Here is a 25,776-nt window from a genome sequence, read left to right as displayed (position 1 = left end):
GAAAAAGAAAGACCTTTTTTTCTTCTTTCAACATAAAGAAAACGCTTATCACTGCGTATCAACAGCATTCTGATCAGGTAATTCATTGTGAGCGCTTACCGCGAGGGATGATGCATCGTTTAAGGAGGTGATCCAGCCGCAGGTTCCCCTACGGCTACCTTGTTACGACTTCACCCCAGTCATGAACCACACCGTGGTGATCGCTTTCCCGAAGGTTAAGCTAACCACTTCTGGTGCAGTCCACTCCCATGGTGTGACGGGCGGTGTGTACAAGGCCCGGGAACGTATTCACCGTGACATTCTGATTCACGATTACTAGCGATTCCGACTTCACGGAGTCGAGTTGCAGACTCCGATCCGGACTGAGACCGGCTTTTCGGGATTAGCTGACTCTCGCGAGCTCGCAACCCTTTGTACCGGCCATTGTAGCACGTGTGTAGCCCTACTCGTAAGGGCCATGATGACTTGACGTCGTCCCCACCTTCCTCCGGTTTGTCACCGGCAGTCTCCTTAGAGTTCCCGCCATTACGCGCTGGCAAATAAGGACAAGGGTTGCGCTCGTTACGGGACTTAACCCAACATTTCACAACACGAGCTGACGACAGCCATGCAGCACCTGTCTCTGCGTTCCCGAAGGCACCAAGTGATCTCTCACAAGTTCGCAGGATGTCAAGAGTAGGTAAGGTTCTTCGCGTTGCATCGAATTAAACCACATGCTCCACCGCTTGTGCGGGCCCCCGTCAATTCATTTGAGTTTTAACCTTGCGGCCGTACTCCCCAGGCGGTCGACTTATCGCGTTAACTTCGCCACAAAGTGCGCTAGGCACCCAACGGCTGGTCGACATCGTTTACGGCGTGGACTACCAGGGTATCTAATCCTGTTTGCTACCCACGCTTTCGCACCTCAGTGTCAGTGTCAGTCCAGAAGGCCGCCTTCGCCACTGGTATTCCTCCCGATCTCTACGCATTTCACCGCTACACCGGGAATTCTACCTTCCTCTCCTGCACTCTAGCTTGACAGTTCCGGATGCCGTTCCCAGGTTGAGCCCGGGGCTTTCACAACCGGCTTATCAAGCCACCTACGCGCGCTTTACGCCCAGTAATTCCGATTAACGCTTGCACCCTCCGTATTACCGCGGCTGCTGGCACGGAGTTAGCCGGTGCTTCTTCTGCGAGTGATGTCTTTCCTAATGGGTATTAACCACTAGGCGTTCTTCCTCGCTGAAAGTGCTTTACAACCCGAGGGCCTTCTTCACACACGCGGCATGGCTGGATCAGGCTTTCGCCCATTGTCCAATATTCCCCACTGCTGCCTCCCGTAGGAGTTCGGGCCGTGTCTCAGTCCCGATGTGGCTGATCATCCTCTCAGACCAGCTACGGATCGTCGCCTTGGTGAGCCTTTACCTCACCAACTAGCTAATCCGACATAGGCTCATCCAATAGCGGGAGCCGGAGCCCCCTTTCTCCCGTAGGACGTATGCGGTATTAGCCTGGGTTTCCCCAGGTTATCCCCCACTATCGGGCAGATTCCTACGCATTACTCACCCGTCCGCCGCTCGTCAGCGGGTAGCAAGCTACCCCTGTTACCGCTCGACTTGCATGTGTTAGGCCTGCCGCCAGCGTTCAATCTGAGCCATGATCAAACTCTTCAGTTTAAAATCATTGTGATGCTTACTCGTTACCCGAAGACAACAAAAGCGCATCAAACTTGGCTCAAGGTTCAAACGAATTCATTCAAACTTTCGTTCTCATGACCGCTTGCCTTGATATTTGGTGATTTATCACCCTCATCGGCAAGCGCCCACATGAATTACCTGATCAAATTGTTAAAGAGCTGTTTTCGCTGCTGAACTTCCGAAGAAGTCACTGGCTAACCGATGAACTGGCTTGCCTCAGCGAGAAAGGCGTATTCTACGCATTTCCTAGTGTTTGTCAATCACTGTTTTAAGTGAGTGAAGCGAGTGAGCGAAGAAAGCGAGATAACGATGCTTTCTGGCGTGGCTCGTTTCAAAAAGCGCCGGAAGACATCGAAGCATATTACTGCTGAGTTCTTCTAACTCTCTGACAAACCGAAGGTTTTCACCTTCAATTACCGCTGGTAACGCTGTGCGTCCCCGGCAGCGGATGCGTACTTTACGGATTCGCTGCCGTCTTGGCAAGGGCTATTGGAAAATAAATTGAAATAAAAAAGCGGCAGGTGTTGTTCTAAGAACAAGCCTGCCGCAAACCACCGATCAGTCCCCTGACCAGAGAGTGCTCAGTTAAACCTACAGATGAATGTGCTTTTGCAGCATAACGCCCTCTGTTGAGCTAGCTATCAAAAGCTTAAATCTCAAAGCCCAGGCCAAAATCTTCGCTCGACATCGCCATAAGGCTTCCCGCCCCCGCCTGAATCATCAGAGCATGTGCTTTGGTACGCGGCAGCAGGCGCTGATAATAGAAACGAGCAGTATTCAACTTGGCCACATAAAATGCCTGATCATCGCCTTCTGATGCCGCCAACGACTGCTTAGCTGCGCGGGCAAAAAGGTACGCCAAGGTGACATAGCCGGAGTACATGAGGTAATCGACGCTGGCCGCCCCCACTTCTTCACGGTTTTGCATGGCTTTCATACCCACGCCCATAGTTAGCTCGCCCCACTCAGCATTCAGCTTCGCTAGCGGCTCAACAAACTCTTTTAGAGCAGGGTTATCAGCTTCTGCCTTACAGAACTTATGGATCTCTTTAGTGAATACTTTTAGCGATTCGCCCTGGCTCATCAACACCTTTCGGCCAAGCAGGTCTAACGCTTGAATGCCGGTAGTACCTTCATAGAGACGGGTAATACGCGCATCACGCACCAGCTGCTCCATTCCCCACTCTTTAATAAAGCCGTGGCCACCAAAAATCTGCACCCCTTCATTGGTGCACTCAAAACCAACTTCAGTGAGAAACGCTTTCACGATAGGCGTTAATAGACCAAGCAGAGTTTCAGCCTGCTCTCTCTCTTCGCCGGGCTTGCCGTGCTCAACGATATCTAGCATTTGAGCGGTATATAGCACTAGCATGCGACCACCCTCGGCGAACGCCTTCTGGGTTAGCAGCATACGGCGCACGTCCGGATGAACAATAATCGGATCTGCTACTTTCTCAGGAGCCTGAGCACCAGAAAGAGCACGCATTTGTAACCGGTCACGAGCGTAGCTGAGCGAGTTTTGGAAACTGGCTTCAATTAAGCCTAAACCTTGAATGCCCACACCTAGACGTGCAGCATTCATCATAGTGAACATGCACGCTAAGCCTTTGTTAGGCGCTCCAACTAAATAGCCAGTCGCGCCATCAAAGTTCATCACACAAGTCGCATTACCATGAATCCCCATTTTGTGCTCAAGCGAGCCACAGGAAACGCCATTACGATCGCCGGGATTACCTTGGGCATCTGGCATAAACTTAGGCACAACAAATAGAGAAATACCCTTAGAGCCTTCAGGAGCGCCAGGCAACTTGGCCAATACGAGATGCACAATGTTTTCTGCCAGGTTATGGTCGCCAGCAGAAATAAAGATCTTAGTACCCGTAATAGCATAGGCACCATTTTCATTAGGCACCGCACGCGTCTTAATTAATCCGAGGTCAGTGCCACAGTGCGGCTCGGTGAGACACATAGTGCCTGTCCAAACACCCTCAACCAGCTTAGTAAGGTAAGTTTCCTTTTGTTCATCAGTGCCATGATGCCGAAGTGCATCGGCCGCACCATGGGAAAGCCCTGGATACATGCCCCACGCTAAGTTAGTTGCGCAGATCATTTCAGACAGCATCATCGCCAATGAGGGCGGAAGTCCTTGGCCGCCCTGTTCAGGGTCCGCCGCTAGACTTGGCCAGCCGCCTTCAACATATTGCTGATAGGCCTCTTTAAAACCTTGCGGCGCTTTAACTTCGCCACCTTCTAACAAACACCCCTCTTCATCACCACTTTGATTGAGCGGAAGTAGCACATCACGAGCAAAGCGTGCGCCCTCCTCAAGAATCGCATTCACGACGTCTGGAGACGCGTCATCACCACAGGGCAGCGCTGCATAGTGGCTGGGATAATCAAACATTTCGTCCATAACGAAACGCATATCACGTAAGGGGGCTTGATAGCTGGGCATGTCACTTCTCCTGAGCTGGGGGCTGAAAGCGGCTTACATGTTTAGTACGGCCTGGATTTCAAAAAAACCGCTTTCAAACACATGTTTGAAAACTAGCGCGCAGCCGCATCATAGTCAAGCGGTCGTTTGAATATAACACCCAAAACCGCTACAACTTTGGTCGACCAACCGGTAAAAAGTTGATCTATAAACAAAAAAACCTGCCAGCAAAAGTGCTGACAGGCTATTAGACGCCACTAATTTTCCAGCCTATTTACTGCATTCGAATGCCGCCATCCAGCCGAACCACTTCACCATTCAACATTGGGTTAGTGATAATCTGCTCGGCCAACTGAGCAAATTCATCCGGCTTACCCAACCGTTTGGGGAAAGGCACCGCAGCGGCTAGGGCTTGAGCCGCCTCGTCAGGAATCTCACTCATCATGGGCGTTTCAAAAACGCCAGGCGCAATCGCCATAACGCGAATAGCATGACGCGATAGCTCTCTAGCAGCAGGCAAACTCATTCCCACCACACCGGCTTTCGACGCACTGTAAGCACACTGCCCCACCTGCCCATCGAATGCTGCGATAGAAGCCGTATTAATAATTACGCCCCGCTCACCGCTCTCATTGGGCGTATTTTTGGCCATGGCGGCTGCCGCCAAACGCATCACATTAAACGTACCCACTAAATTAATGTTGATCGTTTTTGCATAGCTTTCCAGGTCTGCGGGATTGCCATTACGGTCAACCAGCTTGGCCACGCTGACGACGCCAGCGCAGTGAATAACACCCGAAAGGCCGCTACCACCTCCCAACGCAATCGCTTCGTCAATTGCCTTCTGCATTTGCTCGGCAGAGGTGATATCAGCTATGCAGGCCACTGCACGATCACCTAAGCGTTTAGCATGCTCCGACACGCTATTATTCATGTCACACAATACAACGCTCCCACCGGCAGCTATTAGGCGCTCTGCTGTTGCCGCACCTAGCCCTGAAGCAGCACCAGTAATTAAAAACGTACAATCCTTCACCTGCATTTCAACTTTCCTTTGATTATTTGTCGTTGCGTGCTTGCTCAGTCGCTTGGGCACGAAGTTTGAAGCGCTGAATCTTGCCGCTAGGCGTTTTGGGCAGCTCATCGACGAATTCGATAACCCTGGGAAACGCATGAGTAGACAGACGCTCACGCACCTGCTGGCGGATTTCATCGGCAAGCGCCTCACTCGCCTGATAACCATCACGCAGTACGATATAAGATTTAATGACCTCGCCACGAATCTCGTCTGGCTGGCCAACCGCGGCCGATTCGGCAACCGCTGGGTGGGTCATAACACTGTTTTCAACATCCGTAGGGCCAACCCGATAGCCTGCGGTGGTAATAATGTCGTCATCGCGTCCGGCAAACTGAAACGAGCCGTCTTCATTGCGGATAACGACATCGCCAGTTAGGTAGTAACCGTTCACAAAGGGATCTTTTTCTTGCCAGGTATACCCTTGGAAGAAGTGAGCGGGTGAGTTTTTGATATCTACCGCAAGCACCCCCGGCTCACCAGGCGGCAGTTCGTTATATTCGGCATCCAAAATGACCAAGCGGTAGCCCGGCATTGGCACGCCCATCGCTCCCACATGTTTAGGATGATCAAGGGAGTGATGGTTATTACAGGTCATGCCGGTTTCTGTTTGCCCATAGTGATCCATAACCGGACAACCTAACGACTTCTCCACCCAGGTCACTACTTCTGTGTTTAGAGGCTCACCTGCAGAGCTTGCCGCGCGAAGCTCTAGCGTTTGATGGGCATCATCGAACAGTCCTGACGCTTTCATTAAGCGATACGCCGTGGGCGCCGCGGCGAAGTTAGTAATATGATGGCGCTTCATGAACGCCAAGGCACCTTCTGCACTGAAACCTGCCTCGCAGAAGTGCGTGGTAACACCGAGCAGCAGCGGCCCAGTAATCGCGTAATAAAGCCCATATGCCCAACCCGGGTCAGCCATATTCCAAAAGCGATCATCGTCGCGAAGATCGACTGCCAGTTCCATATAGAGAGCAAACGCTGTCATACCGGAAAGCGGCACAGCCACTCCCTTTGGCTTGCCTACCGTGCCCGACGTAAACATCTGAAGAAAAGGTTTTTCAGGGGCAAGACGAGGTGGCTTTTCACTCATTGACGTATGCGTCAACGCAGTCTGCCAATCATGATCTTTAGGGTGTTCGCTCGTGGCCCCACCGACGGCCAAAACAGGTGGACATTGGCTTAGCCCATCAAACTTGAAGCGATTAGCATGATCGGTAATAACCAGCTTGGTGTCAGCGCGCCCTAGACGATAATCCACCGCGTCAGGGCCGAACGCGGTAAATAACGGCTGATAGACCGCACCAATTCGCCAAGTGGCAAGAACCGCCACTAACAGCGCCGCTGAACGCGGCAGCATGCAGGCAATACGGTCCCCTTCACCAAGCCCTTGGGCCTTAAACCAACCAGCAAGCTTACCACTCTGCTCGTCTAGTTCTGCATACGTCAGCGTATGGGTTTGTCCATTGATATCTTCCTGCACGAGCGCCAGCACATCGCCTCGCCCCTGGCGCACATGACGACCACAACATGCCTCAAAGGCATTAAGGCAACCATCCTGATGGTCGTCCAGCCTGGCAATCATGGTGTCAACCGTAAAGCCTTCTAGGAAGGTGGAATATGTGGGTAGTGACGCTGATGTTGCTGTCATGATGGCTCTCTTATGTTGTTAGTCGTGAGCAGTTGTACGCAAACAGACAGGCCAGGTTTCGATCTTACGTTTTATTTTTGTCCGTTTACGTTAACGGAAACCTTGCAATTAAACTAACGCTAAAAGCATTTACGCGGGAGCGCAAGCAATCAGCGTCGTAAACGGATTAGACGTTGGTCGAGAAGAGGTATTAACGGGCCATGATCATCGCAACTAGTTCATCGGCTAAATCATCGGGTGTGCGCGGCCCACTCGGGTCGTACCAGCGAACCGTCCAATTGAGTGCGCCCAAAATAAACCGCGACACCAGAAAGCGATCACCGTGAATAAGTTCAGCGGCCAGCGCATCGTCGATAACCTCTACCCACAGTGCTTCGTAGGCATCCCGCAGGTGGCTTAAATGGGCACTGGCATCCGGATCTAACCGTCGCCATTCAAATAACGCCACCACATGGGCATTTCGGTCAGCGAACAGCGTCTCTAAGTGCGCTCGGGCCATGGCATGCAGCCGCGCCTCAGGATCATTGTCGCACTCTTGAAGCGCTGCTTTAGCAATGCCAAGAGCATTCTGGGTACCTTCTTCGATTACCGCAGCTAAGATTTCCTGCTTATCTTTGAAGTGATGGAACAAGCTGCCAGACTTGATACCCATTTCTTGCGCCAGCATGCGCACCGTGGTGCGGTCAAAGCCTTCTTGGACGAATAGCTGAGCCGCTAAACGTGTCAATTCCTTGCGGCGAGGGGAAGCATTCATTACATTCATGTCATTTACACTAGCGCTTGCTTGGTTACTTAGGAGAAGACCACAGCCCCGCCAACGGGTCAACGCATCACTAAGCTTACCGCAAGATAATCACAAGAAATCCGACAGGAGACGCACAAATGAGTAATGCCACCGAGGTTGTATTTTTATCTGCCACCCGCACGCCAATGGGCGGCATGATGGGGAGTCTTTCCAGCATGACGGCCCCCGAACTTGCGGCCGTTGCAATCCGCGCCGCCATAGAGCGAGCGAGTATCGAAGCATCCGTTATTGAAGAAGGCATCATGGGCTGTGTACTACCCGCCGGCGTAAAACAAGGGCCAGCTCGCCAGGCCATGCGTCAGGCCGGCATTCCCGATGCCAATGGTGCGACTACGATCAATAAACTGTGTGGTTCTGGCATGAAAGCCACTATGCTAGCCCACGATTTGATCAAAGCCGGGACAGGGGAAGTACTGCTCGCGGGTGGCATGGAATCAATGTCTAATGCCCCACACGTACTCACTAAAGCGCGTGGTGGTTACCGTCTAGGTCATGGCGAACTAAAAGATCATATGTTCCTTGACGGCTTAGAAGATGCCGAAACCGGTAAATTAATGGGGGTTTTCGCTCAGGATGTTGCCTCAGAGCGTGGCTATACGCGCGAGCGCCTAGATGACTTTGCTATTGCATCCCTAGAGCGCGCTATGGACGCCACCAATAAGGGGCATTTAACGGCAGAAATGGCACCGGTAACAGTCACCTCTCGCCAAGGTGAAACGTTGGTCGAGCATGATGAACAGCCCTTTCAAGCCAAGCTAGATAAAATTCGCCAGTTGCGTCCGGCGTTTGCCAAAGACGGTACCATTACGGCTGCCAACGCTAGTTCAATTTCCGACGGCGCATCTGCACTTATTTTGGCCAGCCATGAAGCCGCTAAGCGCCATGGCGTGAAGCCACTAGCTAAAATGCTTGGCCATACCACCCACTCCCGCCATCCAAGCGAATTCACCATTGCGCCAGTCGGTGCTATTGAAAAGCTGATGAAAAAGCTTGGCTGGGGCCTTAACGACGTTGATCTGTTTGAGATTAACGAAGCGTTCGCTGTCGTAACGCTCATGGCGATGGATGACTTGGGACTGCCACACGAGAAAGTCAACGTGTTTGGCGGCGCGTGTGCCCAAGGGCACCCAATTGGCTCAACAGGTTCTCGCATCATTGCGACGCTTATTCACGCCCTACGCACCAAAGGCGGCAAACGTGGTATTGCCAGCCTGTGCATTGGTGGTGGCGAAGCCACCGCTGTGGCCGTTGAGCTAATCGACTAACATAATCAACCTACCCGCGCCTTGCCATGCCGATCATGCCAAGGCGCGCCTATCCTCACTATCACTATACTTTTCTGAAGCGGCGAATGTCTGCCACTCCAATGACTGGAGTTCCTCTGTAGCATCACTGACATCTTCGGAATTATTGCTAAGCGGCCCCTCAGGCATGCGAAATTGACCAGCATACTCACGCATTTTCAGAGCCTCTTGAGTTAGTCCTTCAGCACTTTTGGCTGCGTGATTGACCAGCTTCAGCGCATCCTGGGTTGTCAGATCCATTTGCGTGACCGCCCTATTCACTTCCTCAATGCCATGACGCTGCTCTTCCGACGCGCAGGCTATTCTGGCCATCAACTGCTCTACCTGAGTGGCCGACTGCATAATATCGCGCGTGTGCTCACCCGCTTGCTGGGATAACTCACTCCCCTGCTCAACACTCTGGCGAGATGCTTCAATACGCGACCGAATCTCATGTGCCGCATCAGCACTGCGCGTTGCTAGCGCCCGCACTTCGCTGGCCACCACCGCAAAGCCACGCCCGTGTTCACCCGCACGCGCTGCCTCGACAGAAGCATTCAAAGCCAGAATATTCGTTTGGAAGGCAATACTTTCAATCATGGTAATGATGCTTTGTATTTCTTCGGAGTGCTTGTTAATGGCCTGCATAGTCGCTATGAACTGGGCAATCACCTGATCACCTTGCTGCGCTTTATGAGCGACCCCCGTCGTCGCTTGACTCACATGCGCCGCACTTTGTGCATTCTGGTTTACGGTTGCGGTTAACTGCTTGAGGCTTGCCGACATTTGCACGAGCGCGGCTACTTGCGAGTCAGTCTGCCCCGCCAACTGCTGGCTTTGAGCAGCCATCTCTTGGCTATCGGTATAAACCTGCTGGCTACTATTGTTAAGGTGGTTCACCGTCGACATCAGCGAATGCTGCATGTTTGCCAACTCGCTAAACAACAAACCAATTTCATTATCGGAATGGGCGTCGACTGGCGTTGATAGATCACCCTTGGCGATGCGCTTAAAGTGCTGCGTTATGGCACGCAGAGGCTGCAAAACATTGTTACGCACGCCCCATACCACTAGCGCGATGACCAACATTGCCACAACAATAACGCCAAGCACTCCCCCAAACAGCAGCGACGATACTTTTTGAAAGCGATCAAGCAGCCCTGCGCCGCGGGCAACTGAATAACCGTAGAAAGCTTCCGCCGTACTCACAAACTGCTGGCTGCTGTCATCTACGCGTGACTCGCCGGATAGGAAGCCTCGAACATCACGCTCTTCCAGCATCATCATTTGCAACCTTAAGTTATTATTAACCAACGAGCGGAAATCATTCGCTAACTGATCCACAAGCTCAAGACGCTGCTCCTCAGAAAAGCTCGACTGGAAGGCGTTAAAACGGGCTGAAGCCGTACCCAACAAACTCTCTGCTTCTTCTAGCAAAGGTTCTGGCCGCTCAAAAGAGGGAGTGCGGATTAGCTCAGCAGCTCGGTTCATTTGTATACGAGCACGCAGCAGCTGAGTATAGGCCCCGTTAAGTTCACGTACTTGGTGCATATCTCGCTGCTGCAGCGACGTAAACGCCTCACGGCCAAAGTGATTGGCAAATAACCCCAACCCACCAATCGCCAATATCAGACAAGTAAAGATCACTAACACCAGCGTCCAGCTCGTTTTGACGCTTAAACTATTCACCATACGCATAAATTATTTCAACCACGTAGCTGATTATCAGCATGCAGAGACAGCCATAGCTGCAAACGCCGACGAATCTCAAGCAGCGATTGCTCGTATGCATCTAATTTACTAATTAGCCTCGGATCACGAATATCCCAGAAAAGCACTTCTCTGGCGCGCCCTTGCCAGTCTCTACAAACTTGTTGTGCCTTGTCGCAAAGTACAATGACAAAGTCGAAGTAGTCGTCCTCAAACTCATCCAGCGACTTACTCCGTAACCCTTCCGCTGAAAGCCCTTGGTTATGCAGTGCCTCTAACGTTAGCGCATGGGGTTCATCGGGCTCGGCGCCGGCGCTAAAAGCCTCAAAACGATCACTGGCCATCTGGCGAAGTAGCGCTTCTCCCATCAAAGACCGTGCAGAATTGGCATTACAGAGGAATAACACGCGACGCTTTGGCATAAGTAAGTGACCTCTTGATGGGTGTAATTACAGCAATTTACGCCTCCATGATGACGTCTTTGTTGCAGCCTGCTAGTTACTGACACAAACATATGGAAAAACATATATTATAGCTATCAACCCCCACTACCTCGACATCAAAGGAGCATTACCAATGGCATTGCTTGATGATTTACCCAACGTAGACAGCAGCCTATTTGAAGCTCCCAATCATGCAACATTGAGGCTTCCCTCGAGTGACCAGCCTGCCCCCAAAATCCTGCTGCTTTACGGTTCACTGCGGGAACGCTCATGCAGTCGATTAGCCGTTGAAGAAGCCGCTCGGCTACTCAATGCAATGGGGGCAAATACAAAGATTTTTGATCCTAGTGGCTTGCCCCTGCCGGATGCGGAAGATTCAAGCCATCCTAAAGTGGATGAGCTGCGCACGCTGGCACAGTGGGCCGATGGCATGGTGTGGTGCTCACCTGAACGCCACGGTGCAATGACTGGCATTATGAAAGCACAAATTGACTGGATTCCTCTTGCCTTAGGCGGCGTTCGCCCCACTCAGGGCAAAACACTTGCAGTAATGCAGGTGTGCGGTGGCTCCCAGTCGTTTAACACGGTAAATCAATTGCGTATTTTAGGGCGCTGGATGCGCATGGTGACAATTCCAAATCAGTCATCGGTACCTAAAGCTTTTATGGAGTTTGATGACAACGGTCGCATGAAGCCTTCTCCATTTTATGACCGCATTGTTGATGTTATGGAAGAACTAGTGAAGTTCACACTGCTGGTTTGTGAGCGCAGCGATTTACTGACCGACCGTTATTCTGAGCGCAAAGAGAGTGCTGAAGAAGTCTCCAAACGCGTCAGCCAACGTGCTATTTGATCAGGGAGTGGTTTTATGACAAACCAGCGTAACTCATCACCCAGCAGTGCCGACATGGGGCTGTTTGAACGCTACCTTTCCGTATGGGTAGCAATTGCCATTGTTACCGGGATTGCACTTGGGCAGTTCGCCCCTGCCGTGCCAGAGGTGTTATCACGGTTTGAGTATGCCCAGGTCTCCATTCCGATTGCCGTATTAATCTGGGCGATGATTTTTCCCATGATGGCGCAGATTGATTTCAGTGCGATTGCAGGAGTGCGCCGCCAGCCAAAGGGCCTGACCATTACCACCACGGTCAACTGGCTGATTAAACCCTTCACCATGTTCGCCTTGGCCTGGCTGTTTTTCATGGTGGTTTTTCAGCCATTTATTGCGGAGGAACTGGCCAGCCAATATCTAGCAGGTGCCATACTACTGGGGGCAGCCCCTTGCACCGCGATGGTATTTGTATGGAGTTACCTGACCCGAGGTGATGCCGCTTACACACTGGTTCAAGTAGCTTTGAATGATCTGATTATGCTGTTTGCCTTTGCGCCGCTGGTGGTGCTGTTACTAGGAATCTCAAACATCCAAGTGCCCTGGGACACGGTTATTTTATCGGTCGTGCTGTACATCGTCATCCCGCTTACCGCTGGCTATATCACCCGTAAAGCACTGATCGCCAAGCGCGGAGCTGAATGGTACGACAACGTGTTTATGAAGCGCGTAGGCCCCATCACCCCCATCGGGTTAATCATCACTCTCGTGCTTCTATTCGCCTTCCAAGGCGATGTTATTCTAAACAATCCACTGCATATCGTATTGATCGCTATTCCACTGATTATTCAAACGTTCTTGATCTTTTTTATTGCCTACGGTTGGGCTAAAGCATGGCGTGTGCCGCACAACATCGCTGCCCCAGGCGCTATGATCGGTGCCAGCAACTTTTTTGAACTGGCGGTCGCAGCAGCCATTGCACTGTTTGGTTTACAATCAGGCGCCGCGTTAGCCACAGTAGTGGGTGTTTTAGTTGAAGTACCGCTTATGCTCGCACTGGTACGCATTGCCAACAACACGCGCCGGCATTTTCCTTCACCTATTCATTCGCATAACCTGAGAGGCTCCCCCTGAATGGTCACCATCTACCACAACCCTAACTGCAGTAATTCGCGCAATACACTGGCAATGATCAAGGCGTCGGGCGAAGACCCCGAGGTAATCCACTACTTGGAAACACCGCCCAATCGAGAGCAGCTAGTAGCGCTACTGGCGATAATGAAGATGTCACCACGAGAACTGCTGCGCCAAAAGGGCGCGCTTTTTGATGAGCTAAAATTGAGTGATTCTTCGCTAAACGATGATCAGCTGATTGACGCCATGCTAGCGCACCCGGTTCTGATCAATCGTCCTATCGTCATTAGCCAAAAAGGCGCGCGCCTGTGTCGCCCACCCGAACGAGTATTGGAGCTGCTTGAACAACCCGTTGCACACTTTACCAAAGAGAATGGCGAAACTATCTACTATCCAGCGAGCTAATATAGGAACCACATACCAGGACAATAGTGCGGGGTGAGCAATGAGCCATGTCATTGATATCGACAGCAACGCCGTCGACTTCATCAAACAACAAGGCGGCGTTGTGACCGTCCGTCTCTCCCCACGGCACGGCTGCTGTGGAGGCCTCGCCAATCTAGCGGTAGCCGAAGCGCACTATCCAGAAGATACCCAGCACTATCAGCACCATATTCAAGAGAGTGTTTCGATCTATATTGATCCCGGCCTTGCTAACCAAGGACTGCGCATTGGCGTGGAAGGCTGGTGGAAATTGCGCCACCTTTATGTGGATGGCGCGGCGTTATCAGCAGGCTAGAAACGGGTGTTAAGCAGCTTGTCTAGGTAACGCCAGTGCCATCACTGAGCTGGCTGCCACTAAGGCCGCCGATACCCAAAGACAGGCGCTCAGTCCGTAAGCCATATACAACCAGCCTGACAGCAGCGTTCCTACCAAACGGCCCATGGCGTTGGCCATATAATAAAAGCCGACATCCATCGAGACGCCATCAGCACGAGCGTAATGAACGATCAGGTAACTGTGCCAGCTAGAGTTAATCGCAAATAGCACGCCAAACGCCAAAAGCCCGACCACCAGCCACCCCACCTGCGCCAGCGGTAACAACGCCAACACAATCGCTAGTACCGCTAAAGCGGCTGCCCACCCTGCGGTTAGCGCACGGGCATCCCCCTTAATCAATCGGGTAAGCTTAGGAGCTTGGGTTTGTACCCCACCGTAGCCAATAATCCATGCTGCCAGTAATCCCCCTACAGTCCAGTGACTCCAACCATGCTGATCGTATAGAAATACCGGCAATGCCACTACGAACCAAACATCCCTGGATGCAAACAGGCAAAAGCGCGCCGCTGAAAGCACGTTAATTGCGCGGGACTTAGAGAAGATTTCCGAAAACTTGGGCTTTACCTTTTGGCGGCCTAAGTCTGCCTTTAAGCGCCATAAAGAGACCATTAATACCGCGCTAAGCATTACCGCCATGGCAATCACCGCACCACGGAAACCAATCAGCGTCAGCAGTACTCCCCCAATAAAAAAGCCTAAGCCTTTCAACGCATTTTTAGAGCCGGTCAGCATCGCTACCCAACGGTAGAGCGCGCTATTGGCATTGGCACTCTCTTTAGGCACCAGTACTTTGACCGCACTTTTAGCACTCATTTTATTTAAGTCTTTAGCAATGCCAGACAGCGCCTGCGCCGCCATCACCCAAACAACCGTGAGCATCCCTGCAGGCACCATCAGCATCACAAGCGCAACAATTTGCAGTCCCAACCCCACATTCATCGTGCGGTTCAAGCCTAGCCGCGCACCTAGCCAGCCGCCGATCAAGTTGGTCACTACGCCAAACGCTTCATAAAACAGAAACAGCATGGCGATTTGCAGCGGCGAGTAGCCTAGCTGGTGGAAATACATCACCACCAGCATGCGCAGCGCGCCGTCGGTAATGGTAAACGCCCAGTAGTTGCCTGTGATCAGCATGTATTGGCGCACCTCGAAAGGTAACGCCTTTACGCGTGCGAACATCTTTAGCGAATCAGCCACGGCCCATCTGCTCACTAACGATCTGCTCCTTAACTGTCCCCTCACCAGCTACCATTAGCGCCAACTCGGCCGTGCGGTTGGCGTAGCCCCACTCGTTGTCATACCAGGCGTATAGCTTAAGCTGAGTACCGTTGACCACCATGGTAGAAAGCGCATCGATAATGGAGCTGCGCGGGTCAGTGCGGTAATCAATCGATACCAACGGGCGCTCTTCATATCCCAAAATACCGGCGAGTTCTCCCTCCGCGGCCATTTTCAGCGCTTGATTGACCTCTTCCACCGTGACCTCACGCACCAGCTCAAACACCATATCGGTGAGCGATGCATTGGCCAGCGGTACGCGAATGGCATGGCCATTCAGCTTGCCTTTCAGTTCGGGAAAGATGGCTGTAATTGCTTTTGCAGAGCCCGTTGTCGTTGGAATCAAACTCATACCACAGGCGCGAGCGCGACGTAGGTCTTTGTGCGGCGCATCTAGGATCGTCTGAGTATTGGTGATGTCGTGTACCGTCGTCATCGAACCATGGCGAATACCAAAGGTTTCCTGAATCACTTTAACGACCGGGGCTAAGCAGTTGGTGGTACAGCTAGCGGCCGTTACGATCCGGTGCCGAGAGGGATCATAAAGATGATCGTTGACACCTACCACCACGTTCAGCACGCCCTCTTCTTTAATCGGTGCACTCACCACTACGCGCGTAACGCCTTGATCAAGGTACGCTTGGAGCTTGGCGGTCTCTTTCATTTTTCCCGAACACTCGATGACCACGTCACAGGCAGACCAGTCACTGTCGGCAATCGCTTTATTGGCACTAAACGCAACCGTTTTACCATCTACAACTATCGCATCGTCGTAAGCGACAATCCCCTCACCTGGAGACCAGCGGCCATGCACCGAATCAAACTCAAGCAGATGAGCAAACGTTGCCGAATCGCCGCCAGGGTCGTTAATACGCACAAGCTCTACTGCCCCAGCTTCAACCTCAGCCCATAAGCTTCGCAGTGCCAATCGACCAATACGACCAAAGCCGTTAATACCGATACGTAATGTCATGGGGCCTCCTATTTAGATAAACGTATTCATGAACGTCTAAATAAATAAATAGTGCAAAAATTCGCAATGCCAATATACGAAAAAACATATATGAAAAAATAAAAAAATGCCTGCAGGTTAGCTTGGGGCTAGCCTGCAGGCAGTCTTGGTTAGCCGTAACGACCGGAGATATAGTCTTCGGTCTTTTTCTGTGCTGGGGTTGAGAACATCACTTTAGTATCGTTGTACTCAATGATTTCTCCCAGGTGGAAAAACGCCGTGTAATCAGCTACCCGTGCGGCCTGCTGCATATTATGCGTCACGGTAACAATGGTGAACTGCTCTTTCAGCTTATCCATCAAATCTTCGATGGTTGCGGTCGAGATCGGGTCAAGCGCCGAAGTCGGTTCATCCATTAAAATCACATCCGGCTGTACAGCAATCGCGCGTGCAATACACAAACGCTGTTGCTGGCCGCCGGATAACGAGGTGCCAGGCTCCTGCAGTTTATCCTTCACTTCATTCCACAGGCCTGCATCACGCAACGCCTTCTCAACAAGCTCGTCTTGATCAGCCTTACGACTGACTAAGTCATGCATACGCGGTGCGTAGGCAATATTTTCGTAGATCGATTTAGGAAAAGGATTTGGCTTCTGAAAGACCATGCCAACACGACGGCGCAACGCGACTTCGTCCATCTTAGCAGCATTGACGTCCTGCCCATCCATCTCGACCGCCCCTTCGATGCGCACGCTAGGAATCAGGTCATTCATGCGGTTAAGACAGCGCAAAAAGGTCGATTTACCGCACCCAGAAGGGCCAATCAACGCGGTTACATTCTTCTGAAACAGATCTATATTTAACCCTTTTAGCGCCTGGGTTTTGCCGTACCACAGATTTAAGTCACGAACGCGAATACTTAAATCATGGCAAGCCTTTTCATTACGCGTATAGGGCTGCCCTACATCGGGCAGATTCTGCTGGTTCATGACAGGTACATGGCTGTTCATAGTAGTGTCCTCTATGACGTGCTGGCCTACCAGCGACGCTCAAATTTCTTACGTAGTACAACGGCAAAGGCGTTGAGTGAGATAAGTATGGTGAGCAGCACTAAAATACCGCCGGCGGTTTTTTCTACAAACGCCTGCTCTGGCTCACCTGACCAAGTAAATATTTGAGCGGGCATTACCGTTGCAGCATTAGTAAACGAAGCCCCTACATCAGGGATAAATGCCACCATTCCAACAATAATCAGCGGCGCTGTTTCACCCATCGCCTGTGCCAAACCGATGATAGAACCAGTCATGATGCCCGGCATCGCCAAAGGAAGAACATGATCACGCACGACCTGCCAGCGTGAGCAGCCTACTCCAAATGCCGCATGGCGAATAGAATCCGGTACACTTCGCAGCGCCGTACGGGTGGAGATAATAATTACCGGCAGCGTCATCAGTGCCAAGGTCATACCACCTGCCAGTGGCGAAGAGCGCGGCACCCCGAAGAAGTTAATAAAGATCGCTAAGCCCAGTAAACCGAATAGAATCGAAGGGATAGCAGCTAGATTGTTAATATTGATTTCAATTGCTTGGGTAAAGCGGTTATCTGGCGCAAACTCTTCTAAATAAATCGCGGTCATTACACCGATGGGAAATGCGATCAGCAAAGTAACGATCATCGTCATCACTGTGCCAACAACCGCCGACAAAATGCCTGCATTCTCAGCAATTTTTGAATCACCAGAACCAAAGAACGTTTTATTGAAGCGTAGATCAACTTGGCCAGCAGCTACGCGCTCCTCAATCTCGGCCTTTTCTTGGTCGCTGAGGCGATTTCGATGCCCTTTTAGATATTGATCTACTTCACTGTTCGCCAACAACCAACGTTGCTCTGACGTACCAATTAGTTCAGGGTTGTTACGCAGTTGCAGCGGAACTACCCTCACCTCGGTGCGACTAATCAGTGGTAGCAATTCGTTATCAAAGGCTTGGCGGCCGTCGCGGCTAGCTTCTTCTGAATAACGAATTTCCGTATTGATGTACGCCTGCTGAAAAGCTGGCAACCCTTTGCTCAACATGTCAGCAAAGAACAGCAACAAAAATAGACCTGCCAACCCCAGCGCGCCCATGGATACCCACTTCAAGCGTGCTGACTTGCGGTGACGCCGCTTTAGCTGCTGGCTGATCTCGTCAAAAGTATGGCTCATCGAATCAGTTCCTCGGCGTTACAGGTTATTTACGCGGTATTTTTCACGGAAGCGGCGAATCATTAAGACTGAGACGAGATTGAGCGTCAGCGTCACCGCGAACAGCACCAAGCCCAGAGCAAACGCTGACAGTGTTTCTGCGCTTTCAAACTCCTGGTCGCCAGTCAGCGCCGCCACAATGCGCACCGTCACCGTCGTCATATCTTCTAATGGATTTGCCGTTAGATTAGGTCGCATTCCTGCAGCCATCACCACAATCATTGTTTCGCCTAGCGCTCGCGACATACCAAGCAATGACGCAGAAATAATTCCAGGTAAAGCAGCAGGTATAACCACATCACGAATGGTCTCGCCTTTCGTCATGCCCAATGCGAGCGAGCCTTGGCGCATACTGTCTGGCACAGAGTTAATGACATCGTCGGAAAGCGATGAAATAAACGGGATAATCATAATTCCCATTACCACACCGGGTGCGACGGCATTGTTATAAGACGCGTCTAAACCAAAAAACCCGGCAATGTTTACAATAATTGGAGCAACGGTAATGGCAGCAAAGAAGCCGTATACCACTGTTGGAATACCTGCCAACACCTCAAGTACAGGCTTAGCAACAGTGCGCACCTTTGTTGGCGCGTATTCCGACATATAAATAGCAGAGAGCAAACCTACCGGCACCGCTACCAGCATCGCAATAGCAGTGATCATGAAGGTGCCCGCAAATAGCGGCACTGAGCCAAACTCGGCACCACTGCCGTCACCACGACCCGCCGAGGCTAAAAAACTCGCGCCTGGGTTCCAAGTGGTGCCGGTGATAAAATTCCAGAAGCTATGCATTTTAAAAAAGCGCAAAGCCTCTGAAATAATTGAAAAAAGTATTCCAAAGGTTGTAAAAATCGAGATCAGTGCCGCGCCTGCTAAAATCCACCGGATTACGCGCTCAATGGCTTGGCGGGCGTGGAACTGAGGCTTTATTTGAGCAACACCTACCGCCAAGCCCGCGGCGGCCACAACAAGACTCGCGGCAAATAAATACAGCGGGGGGATATCCGCTCCTAGCAGCAATAACAGCAAAGAGCCGACTGCGCCCACTAACACCGCAGGCCCCGCAGTTGAGAGAACAGCAAACCATGCATACTGGTCTGGCTGCGCATACATTGCAGCCCCAGACGCGCGTACACGGGAAGCCTTTGCGCGGCCAATAAAGTAGGCCACTAGCCCAAACAGCAAGAGCACAGTGCAAAAGAGTAGAAGTAGCTGGTTAGTTTGCATCGAATTTCTCTCGCATCACCTAATGAAATCGTGTTGGCGACTACTTTGGCGTAAAAACATGACAGCAATGTGACATACACCAAGATATAGCCAACTCAAACTAAAAGGCCGGTAGCTTGTGCTACCGGCCTCTTGTATCAAGCGGTACTAACCTTACTTCAGATCTTCAAGCGTTAACTGGGCACGGTCAGCAACGCGCTGGCGAGCCTGTTCACGCTCAGCTTCGGGCAGCGGAATCAAGCCAATATCAATCAAGTAGCCATCACTGCCAATCATTAGCTCTTCCATAAACATGTTGGCATAGTCATACATTGGTGCTACTTCATCAGCGTGCTGGTTCTTGAGATAGAACCACAGCGAACGAGCAACCGGATATTCGCCTGAACTAATGGCTTCAACTTCTGGCTCTACTCCATTGATGCTTGCTGCACTAATAGTGTCAGTGTTTTCTTCAAGGAAGGAGTAGCCAAAGATACCAAAGGCGCCAGTATCTTCTGATAGACGCTGAACAATCAGGTTATCGTTTTCGCCCGCGTCGATATAAACGCCGTCTGAACGAATTTCGGTGTAACCTTCGTCACCGTAGGCTCCCAGCTCTTCTGAAGCAACTTCCATCACCAGCTCTTCAAAAGCATCGCGGGTACCAGAAGTCGTGGGCGGCCCATAGATAGAAATCTCACGATCCGGCAGAGAACCGTCGATCTCACTCCAGTTGGTGTAAGGGTTATCAACCAGCTCACCATCAACCGGAACCTGAGCGGCAACCGCTAGGAAAATATGCTCCAAGGTAAAGTTGACTTCGTCGTTATCAGCAGACTGGCCAAGAACGATACCATCAGAACCGATTTTAGCTTCGGTAATATCGGTAACGCCGTTCTCTTCACAGCGCTCGAATTCGGAGGGCTTCATACGACGTGAAGCGTTGGTTATATCGGGTGTACCTTCACCAAGGCCATTACAGAACAGACGCAAGCCGCCACCTGAACCTGTTGATTCAATAACAGGAGTAGGGTTGCCGGTAGTGGCACCGAACTCTTCAGTAACGTAGCTGGCAAACGGATAAACGGTACTGGAACCTACGATGCGGATCTGGTCACGTGCCTGGGCAACACCGGCAACGCTCATTACGGCAGCCGCTATCACGGTCGTTTTAAGAATACGGTTCATGCGAAATACTCCTGTCGATGTAAGGTTTTGGCCTTCGCAGGACGTACTCTGCACCGTTTCAATGACAACTTTGTGACACGGCATAACATCACTAATTTTTTTTACCCGCAGTCCCACTTGTGTCTGGTGTTAAATTAACAGCCCCAACGCTGCCAACGTACATAGCCCGAGGGAGACACCTTGTAGTAACCGCCTATCCAACCGATGAGCAATCACATCTGCCAGGGCGTTACCGATTAGCACTGCAGGTAGAAACGTCAACGCCAATTTAAAATGCCAAGCGGACACCTGGCCCGCAAGGGCTAGTGTCATAAGCGTTAGTAGAGAGGTCAGAATAAAGAAAGCAGCTAAATTGCCGCGCATGCGATCAGGTGGAAAGCCATGCATTAACAGGACGATTGGAGGACCACCGATAGCAGCCACCGTGCCAAAAACACCTGATAGCACACCAGCCAGGAACAGGGTTACACGGTTTACCGGGGGATGAAAACGAAACAGCGTTACGACCACAGCAAACAGCACGATAGCGGCGATCAGTTTTTCGAGCACCACCAACGGGGCAGCTAACAATAACCAAATGCCCAGTGCATTTCCCGGCAAGCGGCCAATCAAGGCAATGCCTATCGCGTCTAGACGTATTTCTTGCCAGTAGTGACGTACCATCAGCAATGAAACAGTGAACCCAAACAACACGAGAACCACTGGCACCAAACGTGGCTCTAGCATCAACAATAGCGGCGCCCCGACCACTGCCAAACCGAACCCTGTCGCACGCTGCACGAAAGCCCCCAGCATTAATACGGCTGAACAGGCTAACCACACGCCAAGTGGCATATCTATCCATGACATCAGGCTATTCATCTGAATCAATCATCATACTTTCTCACCAACACCATTTAGCAGCATAAAGCTTCAATACGTATCACCGTAAACGGGCTTTTTTGTCAATTTGCGGACGCCGATATTACCCAGCAATGCGGCTCCCAGCATAGTAAGCACCATCGGCCATAGGTGCTCTACCTGAAATAAGCCCACTAGCACCCCGGCAATTGCGCCACAGCTAAACTGGATGCCACCTAGCAGCGCAGTCGCTGTGGCACTGATATGACCAAAATGATCCAATAACGCAGAAATCGCATTAGGTGTGATCAAACCAATCATGCCGGTAAACAACATGACTAGCGGCACCACCACGTATAACGACGCCAAATTAAGCGCTGTCGCAATAGCCAGCCCCAGTGCTGCAATTAACTGAATTGTTAGCCCTAGCCGTAAATTTTGTTGTGGTGAACGTTTACGCAACAAATGAATATTGACGCGATTAGATAGCGCAATGACCAAAACATTGACACCAAACACCATGGGGTAAACGCTCGGTGATAGTGAGAAGTAGTCCAAGTATAAAAACGGAGAGGCGGTTACAAAAGCAAACAGTCCAGCGAATGACGCTGCAACAGCACAAATGTAGCCCATCCCCTCTTTGTGTCGCAGCACGCTGACGTAGTTAAGTACAACTTGACGAGGTGAAGCCGCAGGCAAGTTGATATCCCGTGTTTCGGGTAAACGAGTTCCTAGTAGCCAAAGCAAAAATCCTGCGTAAGCGGCCAAAAACACAAATATCAGCCACCACCCCGCAATGTGCAGCAAGATACTACCCACGGCTGGTGCCACCAACGGCGCAAGCATCATGATCATGGCCATCGTCGACATGACTTTAGCGGCTTCACGTCCACTGAAGCAGTCGCGCACAATAGCCGCTGAATTCACCACGCAAGCGCCGCCACCCAATGCTTGAATGAACCGCCATACCAACAAAGAGGGCAAACTATCAACAGTGGCAATCATTAGGCTGGCGAGCATAAACACCACCAAACCACTGAGCAAAACAGGCTTACGTCCCATTCTGTCCGACAGCGGCCCAAAGCATAGCTGACCAATGGCGAAGCCAAATAAAAACATACTGATTGAGAGTTCAGTATGATGAATACTCGCATTGATGCTTTCGGCCAGAATCCCCATGGCTGGTAAGTAAGCATCAATCGCAAACGGCGCGAGCGCTGTGTTGGCCGCCACCAACAGCGCCACCCGACGAGGATTAAGTTCCATAAACATCCTTGGCGTTGGCATTAATCAGCAGAGAATGCCGCTGAATAGATAGGCCGCTAATCATAATCGATTTCATTACATTTGTCGGTCTCTGTTCGCCACGTAATGCCCTTGCTAAAGTACCCCAACGGCAACTATCGCAAAGAGTGCTATCTCAAAAGTACTATCTCAACGACAGCTATCTACAACTAAGGAGCGATGCATGGCAGCTAGCCTATTAACCCAATTAAAAGAGATGACCACAGTGGTCGCTGACACCGGCGACCTTGAGGCGATCCGCCGCTTCCAGCCTCAAGATGCCACGACCAACCCCTCGCTCATTTTGCAAGCTGCTCAGCAGGAAGAACGACGTGCACGGCTCGCCAGCATTGCTAAACAAAGCACCCACTTGGAAGACGCCGTAGATCGAGTAGCCGTTGATATCGGCAGCGAAATCAGCGAACTGGTCCCCGGCTACGTGTCGACGGAAGTCAGTGCTCGACTATCGTTTGATCGTGATGCCACCATTGCCAAGGCACACTCGCTAATTGAGCGATATGCCCAGCAGGGCGTGGGCCCAGAGCGTATTTTGATCAAGATGGCATCGACCTGGGAAGGCATCCAAGCCGCTCGCCAACTTGAACGTGACGGCATTCGCACTAACTTAACGCTGTTATTTGGCTTTGCCCAAGCACAGGCCTGTGCAGATGCTGGTGCAACGCTCATTTCACCGTTCGTAGGCCGTATTCTCGATTGGCATAAAGCCAAAGCCCCTGACACAGATTTTAGCGGCACCAACGACCCTGGCGTGCAGTCTGTTAAGCGCATTTACGATTACTACAAAGGCCATGGCTACTCCACCATCGTTATGGGCGCAAGCTTCAGAAACGTGGGTGAAATTCAGGCGCTCGCTGGCTGTGATCGTTTGACGATATCCCCAGCGCTACTTAACGAACTAGACGAACTTCAAGGAGAACTGCCGCAACAACTTATTCCCAAAGCAGCTTCCAGCGCAGCGAATGAAGCGTTAGCGCAGGCAGATTTCCGTTGGGCGATGAATGAAGATGAGATGGCGACGGACAAACTGGCAGAAGGTATCCGCAAGTTTATGGCTGACCAGCGCAAGCTCGAAGAATTGCTTAGCAAGCTTCGCGACAGCTAATTCGATTGCCGACTCCGCTGCACCGTTAACAAAGAGATAGGCGGCAGCAAAAGCTAACAGGCCCTCCTGGATGTTTATCCCAGGAGGGCCTTGGCAAGTAGGCTCTTGAAACCTACCGACAGATGCAGTGCGCTGCTAGTGGGCCGTCGAGTTTTGCGCTTCGAGCATTTCCACAAGCGGTTGGAACTGTTCGCGGTTGTGCTCATTCATATGCATCAGAATTCGATGGGCCTCTAAAATACGTTCACGCAGCCCCTCCTCGTCAGCGGGCTCAGCAGGCAAGTCTTCTAGGGCCGATGTTAGCGTCGACGCTTGCTGCAATGGCGCTTCCATTAACGTAAAAAAGCGTGAAAAACCCATCACATCCAGCATTTTCCGTACATCTGGATTATCAGCGATGATGGTAGGTGGGTGCTCCAAGCGCCCTTTTACCGCCATAGCAACTTTGGCAAGAAAACCCAGCGCCGTCGAATCGACATTCGTCGCTTCGCGCAGATCGATCATTACCGCCGTCAGCCCGGGCGTTTCAGCTAAACGCTGAGCCTGAGAATCAAGCGTAGCGCACAACGTCAAACGCACGTCGCCACATAATTTTAAAACAAATACACCGGAGTCGAACGCCGCTTTAATGCGGCCCTCTTCAATCAGCATGACCAAATCCGCTCACCATCATGATTGTCAGGTCATCGGGTAAAGCATCGCGGTCCTGGTTCGCCTCATCATCCGCATCACCTTCGATAAGAAGAGAGTTGGTGTTGGCTAGCCGATCGCGCAACTGCTCAAGCGTGACACTTTCACTTACTAATTGCTCAAGTTCCTTGAGCCGCGTGTCGAGTGTCTTACCCGGCAAGCATTCCAATACACCGTCTGAACACAGCCACAAATGAAAATCGGCCGGTAAAGCACAGCTGAGCGAAGGATACTCTACATCTGGAAAAAGACCTACTGGCATCCCCTCTCCCGCAAGACGCACTAGCTTACCACCAGACACTAGCAATGGCATAGGAAGCTGTGCGCCGAGCGAATAGTGAAGCGTCTGCTCCTGGTGGTCAATCACGCCAACAAACAAGGTCGCGTGCTTGCCAATATCAGTGTCTTGTAACTCTCTGTTTAATGCCGCCAACCAATTAGGTGCCAACTGTTCTGGCGATTGGCCATCCCACTCATTCAGCCATCGGTTGCATAGATACTTGAGCAGTACGGTCACAAACGCAGAAGACGCTCCATGCCCTGACACATCGGCAAAATAGAACGCGCTATAGCGGTCGTTATAGCGCTGATAGTCAAGGAAGTCGCCTGACAAATACAGCGAAGGTGCAAACCAGTAGTCGTAGTACACACCATTGATGGTTTTGGGATGAATAGGCAATAAACGGCGCTGAATATGACCACCGCTCTGTTGATCCATACGCAGTAAGGCTAAATGCGTTTCCAAGCTTTCGTTTAATTCGGCCAGACGCTCTCGGTCTCGGTCTCGCTCCTGAGCCAGTGTGTGAAGCTCGATGGCTTTGCGAATCATCCGGCGCAACAGCTCTGCATGGCGTAGCGGATGAACAATATAGTCAACTAAACCAACATCGACTGCCTTAATCAGGTCCGCGTCCTGACGAGAATCACTGACAACTAAGGTAGGCAAACGATGTGTCAGCTGCGACCACTGCTGGCGCGGCACTGCCCTTGCATGAGCAACGATAAGCGCTGTATCGGCAGGCAAATTGTCAATATTATCTGCTGCAAATACCCACAAGCCATCGCACGTAATCGCTTCTGCTAGCGCGTCACGCTCTTGCCCTGGCTCATCGATCACCGCGATCAACTGCTTGGAATGATCCATAT

The 25,776-nt window shown here is 51.4% G+C and carries 22 protein-coding genes and 1 rRNA gene; 6 read left to right on the top strand and 17 right to left on the bottom strand.

What is annotated here, in order from left to right:
* Nucleotides 1-120: 120 nt before the first annotated feature.
* From IR195_RS06645 to IR195_RS06625, 5 genes are all read right to left on the bottom strand, one after another.
* A 16S ribosomal RNA gene (locus tag IR195_RS06645) occupies nt 121-1,655 on the bottom strand.
* Nucleotides 1,656-2,325: 670 nt separating this feature from the next.
* Complete coding sequence (locus IR195_RS06640) at nt 2,326-4,131, bottom strand: acyl-CoA dehydrogenase C-terminal domain-containing protein (RefSeq protein ID WP_206049072.1); 1,806 nt, start codon at nt 4,129-4,131, stop codon at nt 2,326-2,328.
* Nucleotides 4,132-4,384: 253 nt separating this feature from the next.
* The gene (locus IR195_RS06635) at nt 4,385-5,152 is read right to left on the bottom strand and encodes an SDR family NAD(P)-dependent oxidoreductase (protein ID WP_206049071.1); all 768 of its coding nucleotides are present in this window, start codon (nt 5,150-5,152) and stop codon (nt 4,385-4,387) included.
* Between the two features lie 16 nt (nt 5,153-5,168).
* The gene (locus tag IR195_RS06630) at nt 5,169-6,839 is read right to left on the bottom strand and encodes an AMP-binding protein (protein WP_125746893.1); all 1,671 of its coding nucleotides are present in this window, start codon (nt 6,837-6,839) and stop codon (nt 5,169-5,171) included.
* A 190-nt stretch (nt 6,840-7,029) separates the two neighbouring features.
* Nucleotides 7,030-7,593: a TetR/AcrR family transcriptional regulator gene (locus IR195_RS06625; RefSeq protein WP_125746891.1), complete on the bottom strand. Its 564-nt coding sequence runs from the start codon at nt 7,591-7,593 to the stop codon at nt 7,030-7,032.
* A gap of 128 nt (nt 7,594-7,721) precedes the next feature.
* Here IR195_RS06625 and IR195_RS06620 point away from each other — a divergent pair, with 128 nt between their 5' ends.
* On the top strand, nt 7,722-8,909 hold the full coding sequence (locus IR195_RS06620) for an acetyl-CoA C-acyltransferase (protein WP_206049070.1): 1,188 nt from the start codon (nt 7,722-7,724) through the stop codon (nt 8,907-8,909).
* A 33-nt stretch (nt 8,910-8,942) separates the two neighbouring features.
* Here IR195_RS06620 and IR195_RS06615 read toward each other — a convergent pair whose 3' ends face one another.
* Both IR195_RS06615 and IR195_RS06610 read right to left on the bottom strand, forming a co-directional pair.
* A complete protein-coding gene (locus tag IR195_RS06615; RefSeq protein ID WP_206049069.1) occupies nt 8,943-10,625 on the bottom strand; it encodes a methyl-accepting chemotaxis protein in 1,683 nt (560 codons plus the stop codon).
* A gap of 8 nt (nt 10,626-10,633) precedes the next feature.
* Nucleotides 10,634-11,059, bottom strand: a complete 426-nt coding sequence (locus tag IR195_RS06610; protein ID WP_206049068.1) for an arsenate reductase ArsC — start codon at nt 11,057-11,059, stop codon at nt 10,634-10,636.
* Between the two features lie 154 nt (nt 11,060-11,213).
* On the opposite strand from IR195_RS06610, the gene arsH reads away from it, so the two are divergent.
* The 4 genes from arsH to IR195_RS06590 are packed head-to-tail and all read left to right on the top strand — an operon-like array spanning nt 11,214 to nt 13,782.
* On the top strand, nt 11,214-11,933 hold the full coding sequence (gene arsH, locus IR195_RS06605) for an arsenical resistance protein ArsH (RefSeq protein ID WP_206049067.1): 720 nt from the start codon (nt 11,214-11,216) through the stop codon (nt 11,931-11,933).
* Between the two features lie 15 nt (nt 11,934-11,948).
* A complete protein-coding gene (gene arsB / locus IR195_RS06600) occupies nt 11,949-13,043 on the top strand; it encodes an ACR3 family arsenite efflux transporter (protein ID WP_206049066.1) in 1,095 nt (364 codons plus the stop codon).
* On the top strand, nt 13,044-13,448 hold the full coding sequence (arsC, locus tag IR195_RS06595; protein WP_125746879.1) for an arsenate reductase (glutaredoxin): 405 nt from the start codon (nt 13,044-13,046) through the stop codon (nt 13,446-13,448).
* A 40-nt stretch (nt 13,449-13,488) separates the two neighbouring features.
* The gene (locus IR195_RS06590) at nt 13,489-13,782 is read left to right on the top strand and encodes a CC/Se motif family (seleno)protein (RefSeq protein ID WP_125746877.1); all 294 of its coding nucleotides are present in this window, start codon (nt 13,489-13,491) and stop codon (nt 13,780-13,782) included.
* Nucleotides 13,783-13,791: 9 nt separating this feature from the next.
* Here IR195_RS06590 and arsJ read toward each other — a convergent pair whose 3' ends face one another.
* The 8 genes from arsJ to IR195_RS06550 form a co-directional block, all read right to left on the bottom strand.
* Nucleotides 13,792-15,003 (bottom strand): organoarsenical effux MFS transporter ArsJ, encoded by a 1,212-nt coding sequence (gene arsJ, locus IR195_RS06585; RefSeq protein WP_206049753.1) that lies wholly within the window; start codon nt 15,001-15,003, stop codon nt 13,792-13,794.
* 10 nt (nt 15,004-15,013) lie between these two features.
* The gene (locus IR195_RS06580; RefSeq protein WP_206049065.1) at nt 15,014-16,075 is read right to left on the bottom strand and encodes an ArsJ-associated glyceraldehyde-3-phosphate dehydrogenase; all 1,062 of its coding nucleotides are present in this window, start codon (nt 16,073-16,075) and stop codon (nt 15,014-15,016) included.
* 149 nt (nt 16,076-16,224) lie between these two features.
* Nucleotides 16,225-17,064 carry a phosphate ABC transporter ATP-binding protein PstB gene (gene pstB, locus IR195_RS06575; RefSeq protein ID WP_125746873.1) on the bottom strand — a complete coding sequence of 280 codons (840 nt, stop codon included), beginning with the start codon at nt 17,062-17,064 and terminating at the stop codon, nt 16,225-16,227.
* 26 nt (nt 17,065-17,090) lie between these two features.
* A complete protein-coding gene (gene pstA / locus IR195_RS06570; RefSeq protein WP_125746871.1) occupies nt 17,091-18,257 on the bottom strand; it encodes a phosphate ABC transporter permease PstA in 1,167 nt (388 codons plus the stop codon).
* An 18-nt stretch (nt 18,258-18,275) separates the two neighbouring features.
* The gene (gene pstC / locus IR195_RS06565) at nt 18,276-19,526 is read right to left on the bottom strand and encodes a phosphate ABC transporter permease subunit PstC (protein ID WP_206049064.1); all 1,251 of its coding nucleotides are present in this window, start codon (nt 19,524-19,526) and stop codon (nt 18,276-18,278) included.
* A 153-nt stretch (nt 19,527-19,679) separates the two neighbouring features.
* On the bottom strand, nt 19,680-20,693 hold the full coding sequence (locus tag IR195_RS06560; protein WP_125746867.1) for a substrate-binding domain-containing protein: 1,014 nt from the start codon (nt 20,691-20,693) through the stop codon (nt 19,680-19,682).
* 129 nt (nt 20,694-20,822) lie between these two features.
* Entirely contained in the window at nt 20,823-21,554 is a 732-nt protein-coding gene (locus IR195_RS06555; protein ID WP_125746865.1) for a sulfite exporter TauE/SafE family protein, read from the bottom strand.
* A 51-nt stretch (nt 21,555-21,605) separates the two neighbouring features.
* Complete coding sequence (locus IR195_RS06550) at nt 21,606-22,799, bottom strand: multidrug effflux MFS transporter (protein WP_206049063.1); 1,194 nt, start codon at nt 22,797-22,799, stop codon at nt 21,606-21,608.
* A gap of 202 nt (nt 22,800-23,001) precedes the next feature.
* Between IR195_RS06550 and tal the strand changes: the two genes are divergently transcribed.
* Nucleotides 23,002-23,940, top strand: coding sequence for a transaldolase (gene tal, locus IR195_RS06545; RefSeq protein WP_206049062.1), 939 nt, complete (start codon nt 23,002-23,004; stop codon nt 23,938-23,940).
* A 135-nt stretch (nt 23,941-24,075) separates the two neighbouring features.
* Here the strand turns inward: tal and IR195_RS06540 are convergent, their stop codons facing one another.
* Both IR195_RS06540 and IR195_RS06535 read right to left on the bottom strand, forming a co-directional pair.
* Nucleotides 24,076-24,591, bottom strand: a complete 516-nt coding sequence (locus IR195_RS06540; RefSeq protein WP_146945272.1) for an STAS domain-containing protein — start codon at nt 24,589-24,591, stop codon at nt 24,076-24,078.
* Nucleotides 24,581-25,774, bottom strand: a complete 1,194-nt coding sequence (locus IR195_RS06535) for a PP2C family protein-serine/threonine phosphatase (protein WP_125746857.1) — start codon at nt 25,772-25,774, stop codon at nt 24,581-24,583. The genes IR195_RS06540 and IR195_RS06535 overlap by 11 nt, the downstream gene beginning before the upstream one ends.
* Nucleotides 25,775-25,776 lie beyond the last annotated feature (2 nt).

This window comes from Vreelandella venusta, assembly GCF_015689495.1.
In the GTDB taxonomy this organism is placed as follows: Bacteria; Pseudomonadota; Gammaproteobacteria; order Pseudomonadales; family Halomonadaceae; genus Vreelandella; species Vreelandella venusta.
The sequence above is the reverse complement of the archived record's forward strand: the minus strand, read 5'-3'. Positions and strand labels throughout refer to the sequence as shown.

Excerpts from the sequence above, each read along its gene's own strand:
- pstC (WP_206049064.1), bottom strand. The coding sequence starts at position 19,526 with ATGCAAACTAACCAGCTACTTCTACTCTTTTGCACTGTGCTCTTGCTG.
- IR195_RS06550 (WP_206049063.1), bottom strand. The coding sequence starts at position 22,799 with ATGGAACTTAATCCTCGTCGGGTGGCGCTGTTGGTGGCGGCCAACACA.
- tal (WP_206049062.1), top strand. The coding sequence starts at position 23,002 with ATGGCAGCTAGCCTATTAACCCAATTAAAAGAGATGACCACAGTGGTC.
- IR195_RS06535 (WP_125746857.1), bottom strand. The coding sequence starts at position 25,774 with ATGGATCATTCCAAGCAGTTGATCGCGGTGATCGATGAGCCAGGGCAA.
- IR195_RS06540 (WP_146945272.1), bottom strand. The coding sequence starts at position 24,591 with ATGCTGATTGAAGAGGGCCGCATTAAAGCGGCGTTCGACTCCGGTGTA.
- arsH (WP_206049067.1), top strand. The coding sequence starts at position 11,214 with ATGGCATTGCTTGATGATTTACCCAACGTAGACAGCAGCCTATTTGAA.
- IR195_RS06560 (WP_125746867.1), bottom strand. The coding sequence starts at position 20,693 with ATGAACCGTATTCTTAAAACGACCGTGATAGCGGCTGCCGTAATGAGC.
- IR195_RS06640 (WP_206049072.1), bottom strand. The coding sequence starts at position 4,131 with ATGCCCAGCTATCAAGCCCCCTTACGTGATATGCGTTTCGTTATGGAC.
- pstA (WP_125746871.1), bottom strand. The coding sequence starts at position 18,257 with ATGAGCCATACTTTTGACGAGATCAGCCAGCAGCTAAAGCGGCGTCAC.
- arsC (WP_125746879.1), top strand. The coding sequence starts at position 13,044 with ATGGTCACCATCTACCACAACCCTAACTGCAGTAATTCGCGCAATACA.
- IR195_RS06635 (WP_206049071.1), bottom strand. The coding sequence starts at position 5,152 with ATGCAGGTGAAGGATTGTACGTTTTTAATTACTGGTGCTGCTTCAGGG.
- arsB (WP_206049066.1), top strand. The coding sequence starts at position 11,949 with ATGACAAACCAGCGTAACTCATCACCCAGCAGTGCCGACATGGGGCTG.
- IR195_RS06620 (WP_206049070.1), top strand. The coding sequence starts at position 7,722 with ATGAGTAATGCCACCGAGGTTGTATTTTTATCTGCCACCCGCACGCCA.
- IR195_RS06610 (WP_206049068.1), bottom strand. The coding sequence starts at position 11,059 with ATGCCAAAGCGTCGCGTGTTATTCCTCTGTAATGCCAATTCTGCACGG.
- pstB (WP_125746873.1), bottom strand. The coding sequence starts at position 17,064 with ATGAACAGCCATGTACCTGTCATGAACCAGCAGAATCTGCCCGATGTA.
- IR195_RS06580 (WP_206049065.1), bottom strand. The coding sequence starts at position 16,075 with ATGACATTACGTATCGGTATTAACGGCTTTGGTCGTATTGGTCGATTG.
- IR195_RS06625 (WP_125746891.1), bottom strand. The coding sequence starts at position 7,593 with ATGAATGCTTCCCCTCGCCGCAAGGAATTGACACGTTTAGCGGCTCAG.
- IR195_RS06555 (WP_125746865.1), bottom strand. The coding sequence starts at position 21,554 with ATGAATAGCCTGATGTCATGGATAGATATGCCACTTGGCGTGTGGTTA.
- arsJ (WP_206049753.1), bottom strand. The coding sequence starts at position 15,003 with ATGTTCGCACGCGTAAAGGCGTTACCTTTCGAGGTGCGCCAATACATG.
- IR195_RS06590 (WP_125746877.1), top strand. The coding sequence starts at position 13,489 with ATGAGCCATGTCATTGATATCGACAGCAACGCCGTCGACTTCATCAAA.
- IR195_RS06630 (WP_125746893.1), bottom strand. The coding sequence starts at position 6,839 with ATGACAGCAACATCAGCGTCACTACCCACATATTCCACCTTCCTAGAA.
- IR195_RS06615 (WP_206049069.1), bottom strand. The coding sequence starts at position 10,625 with ATGCGTATGGTGAATAGTTTAAGCGTCAAAACGAGCTGGACGCTGGTG.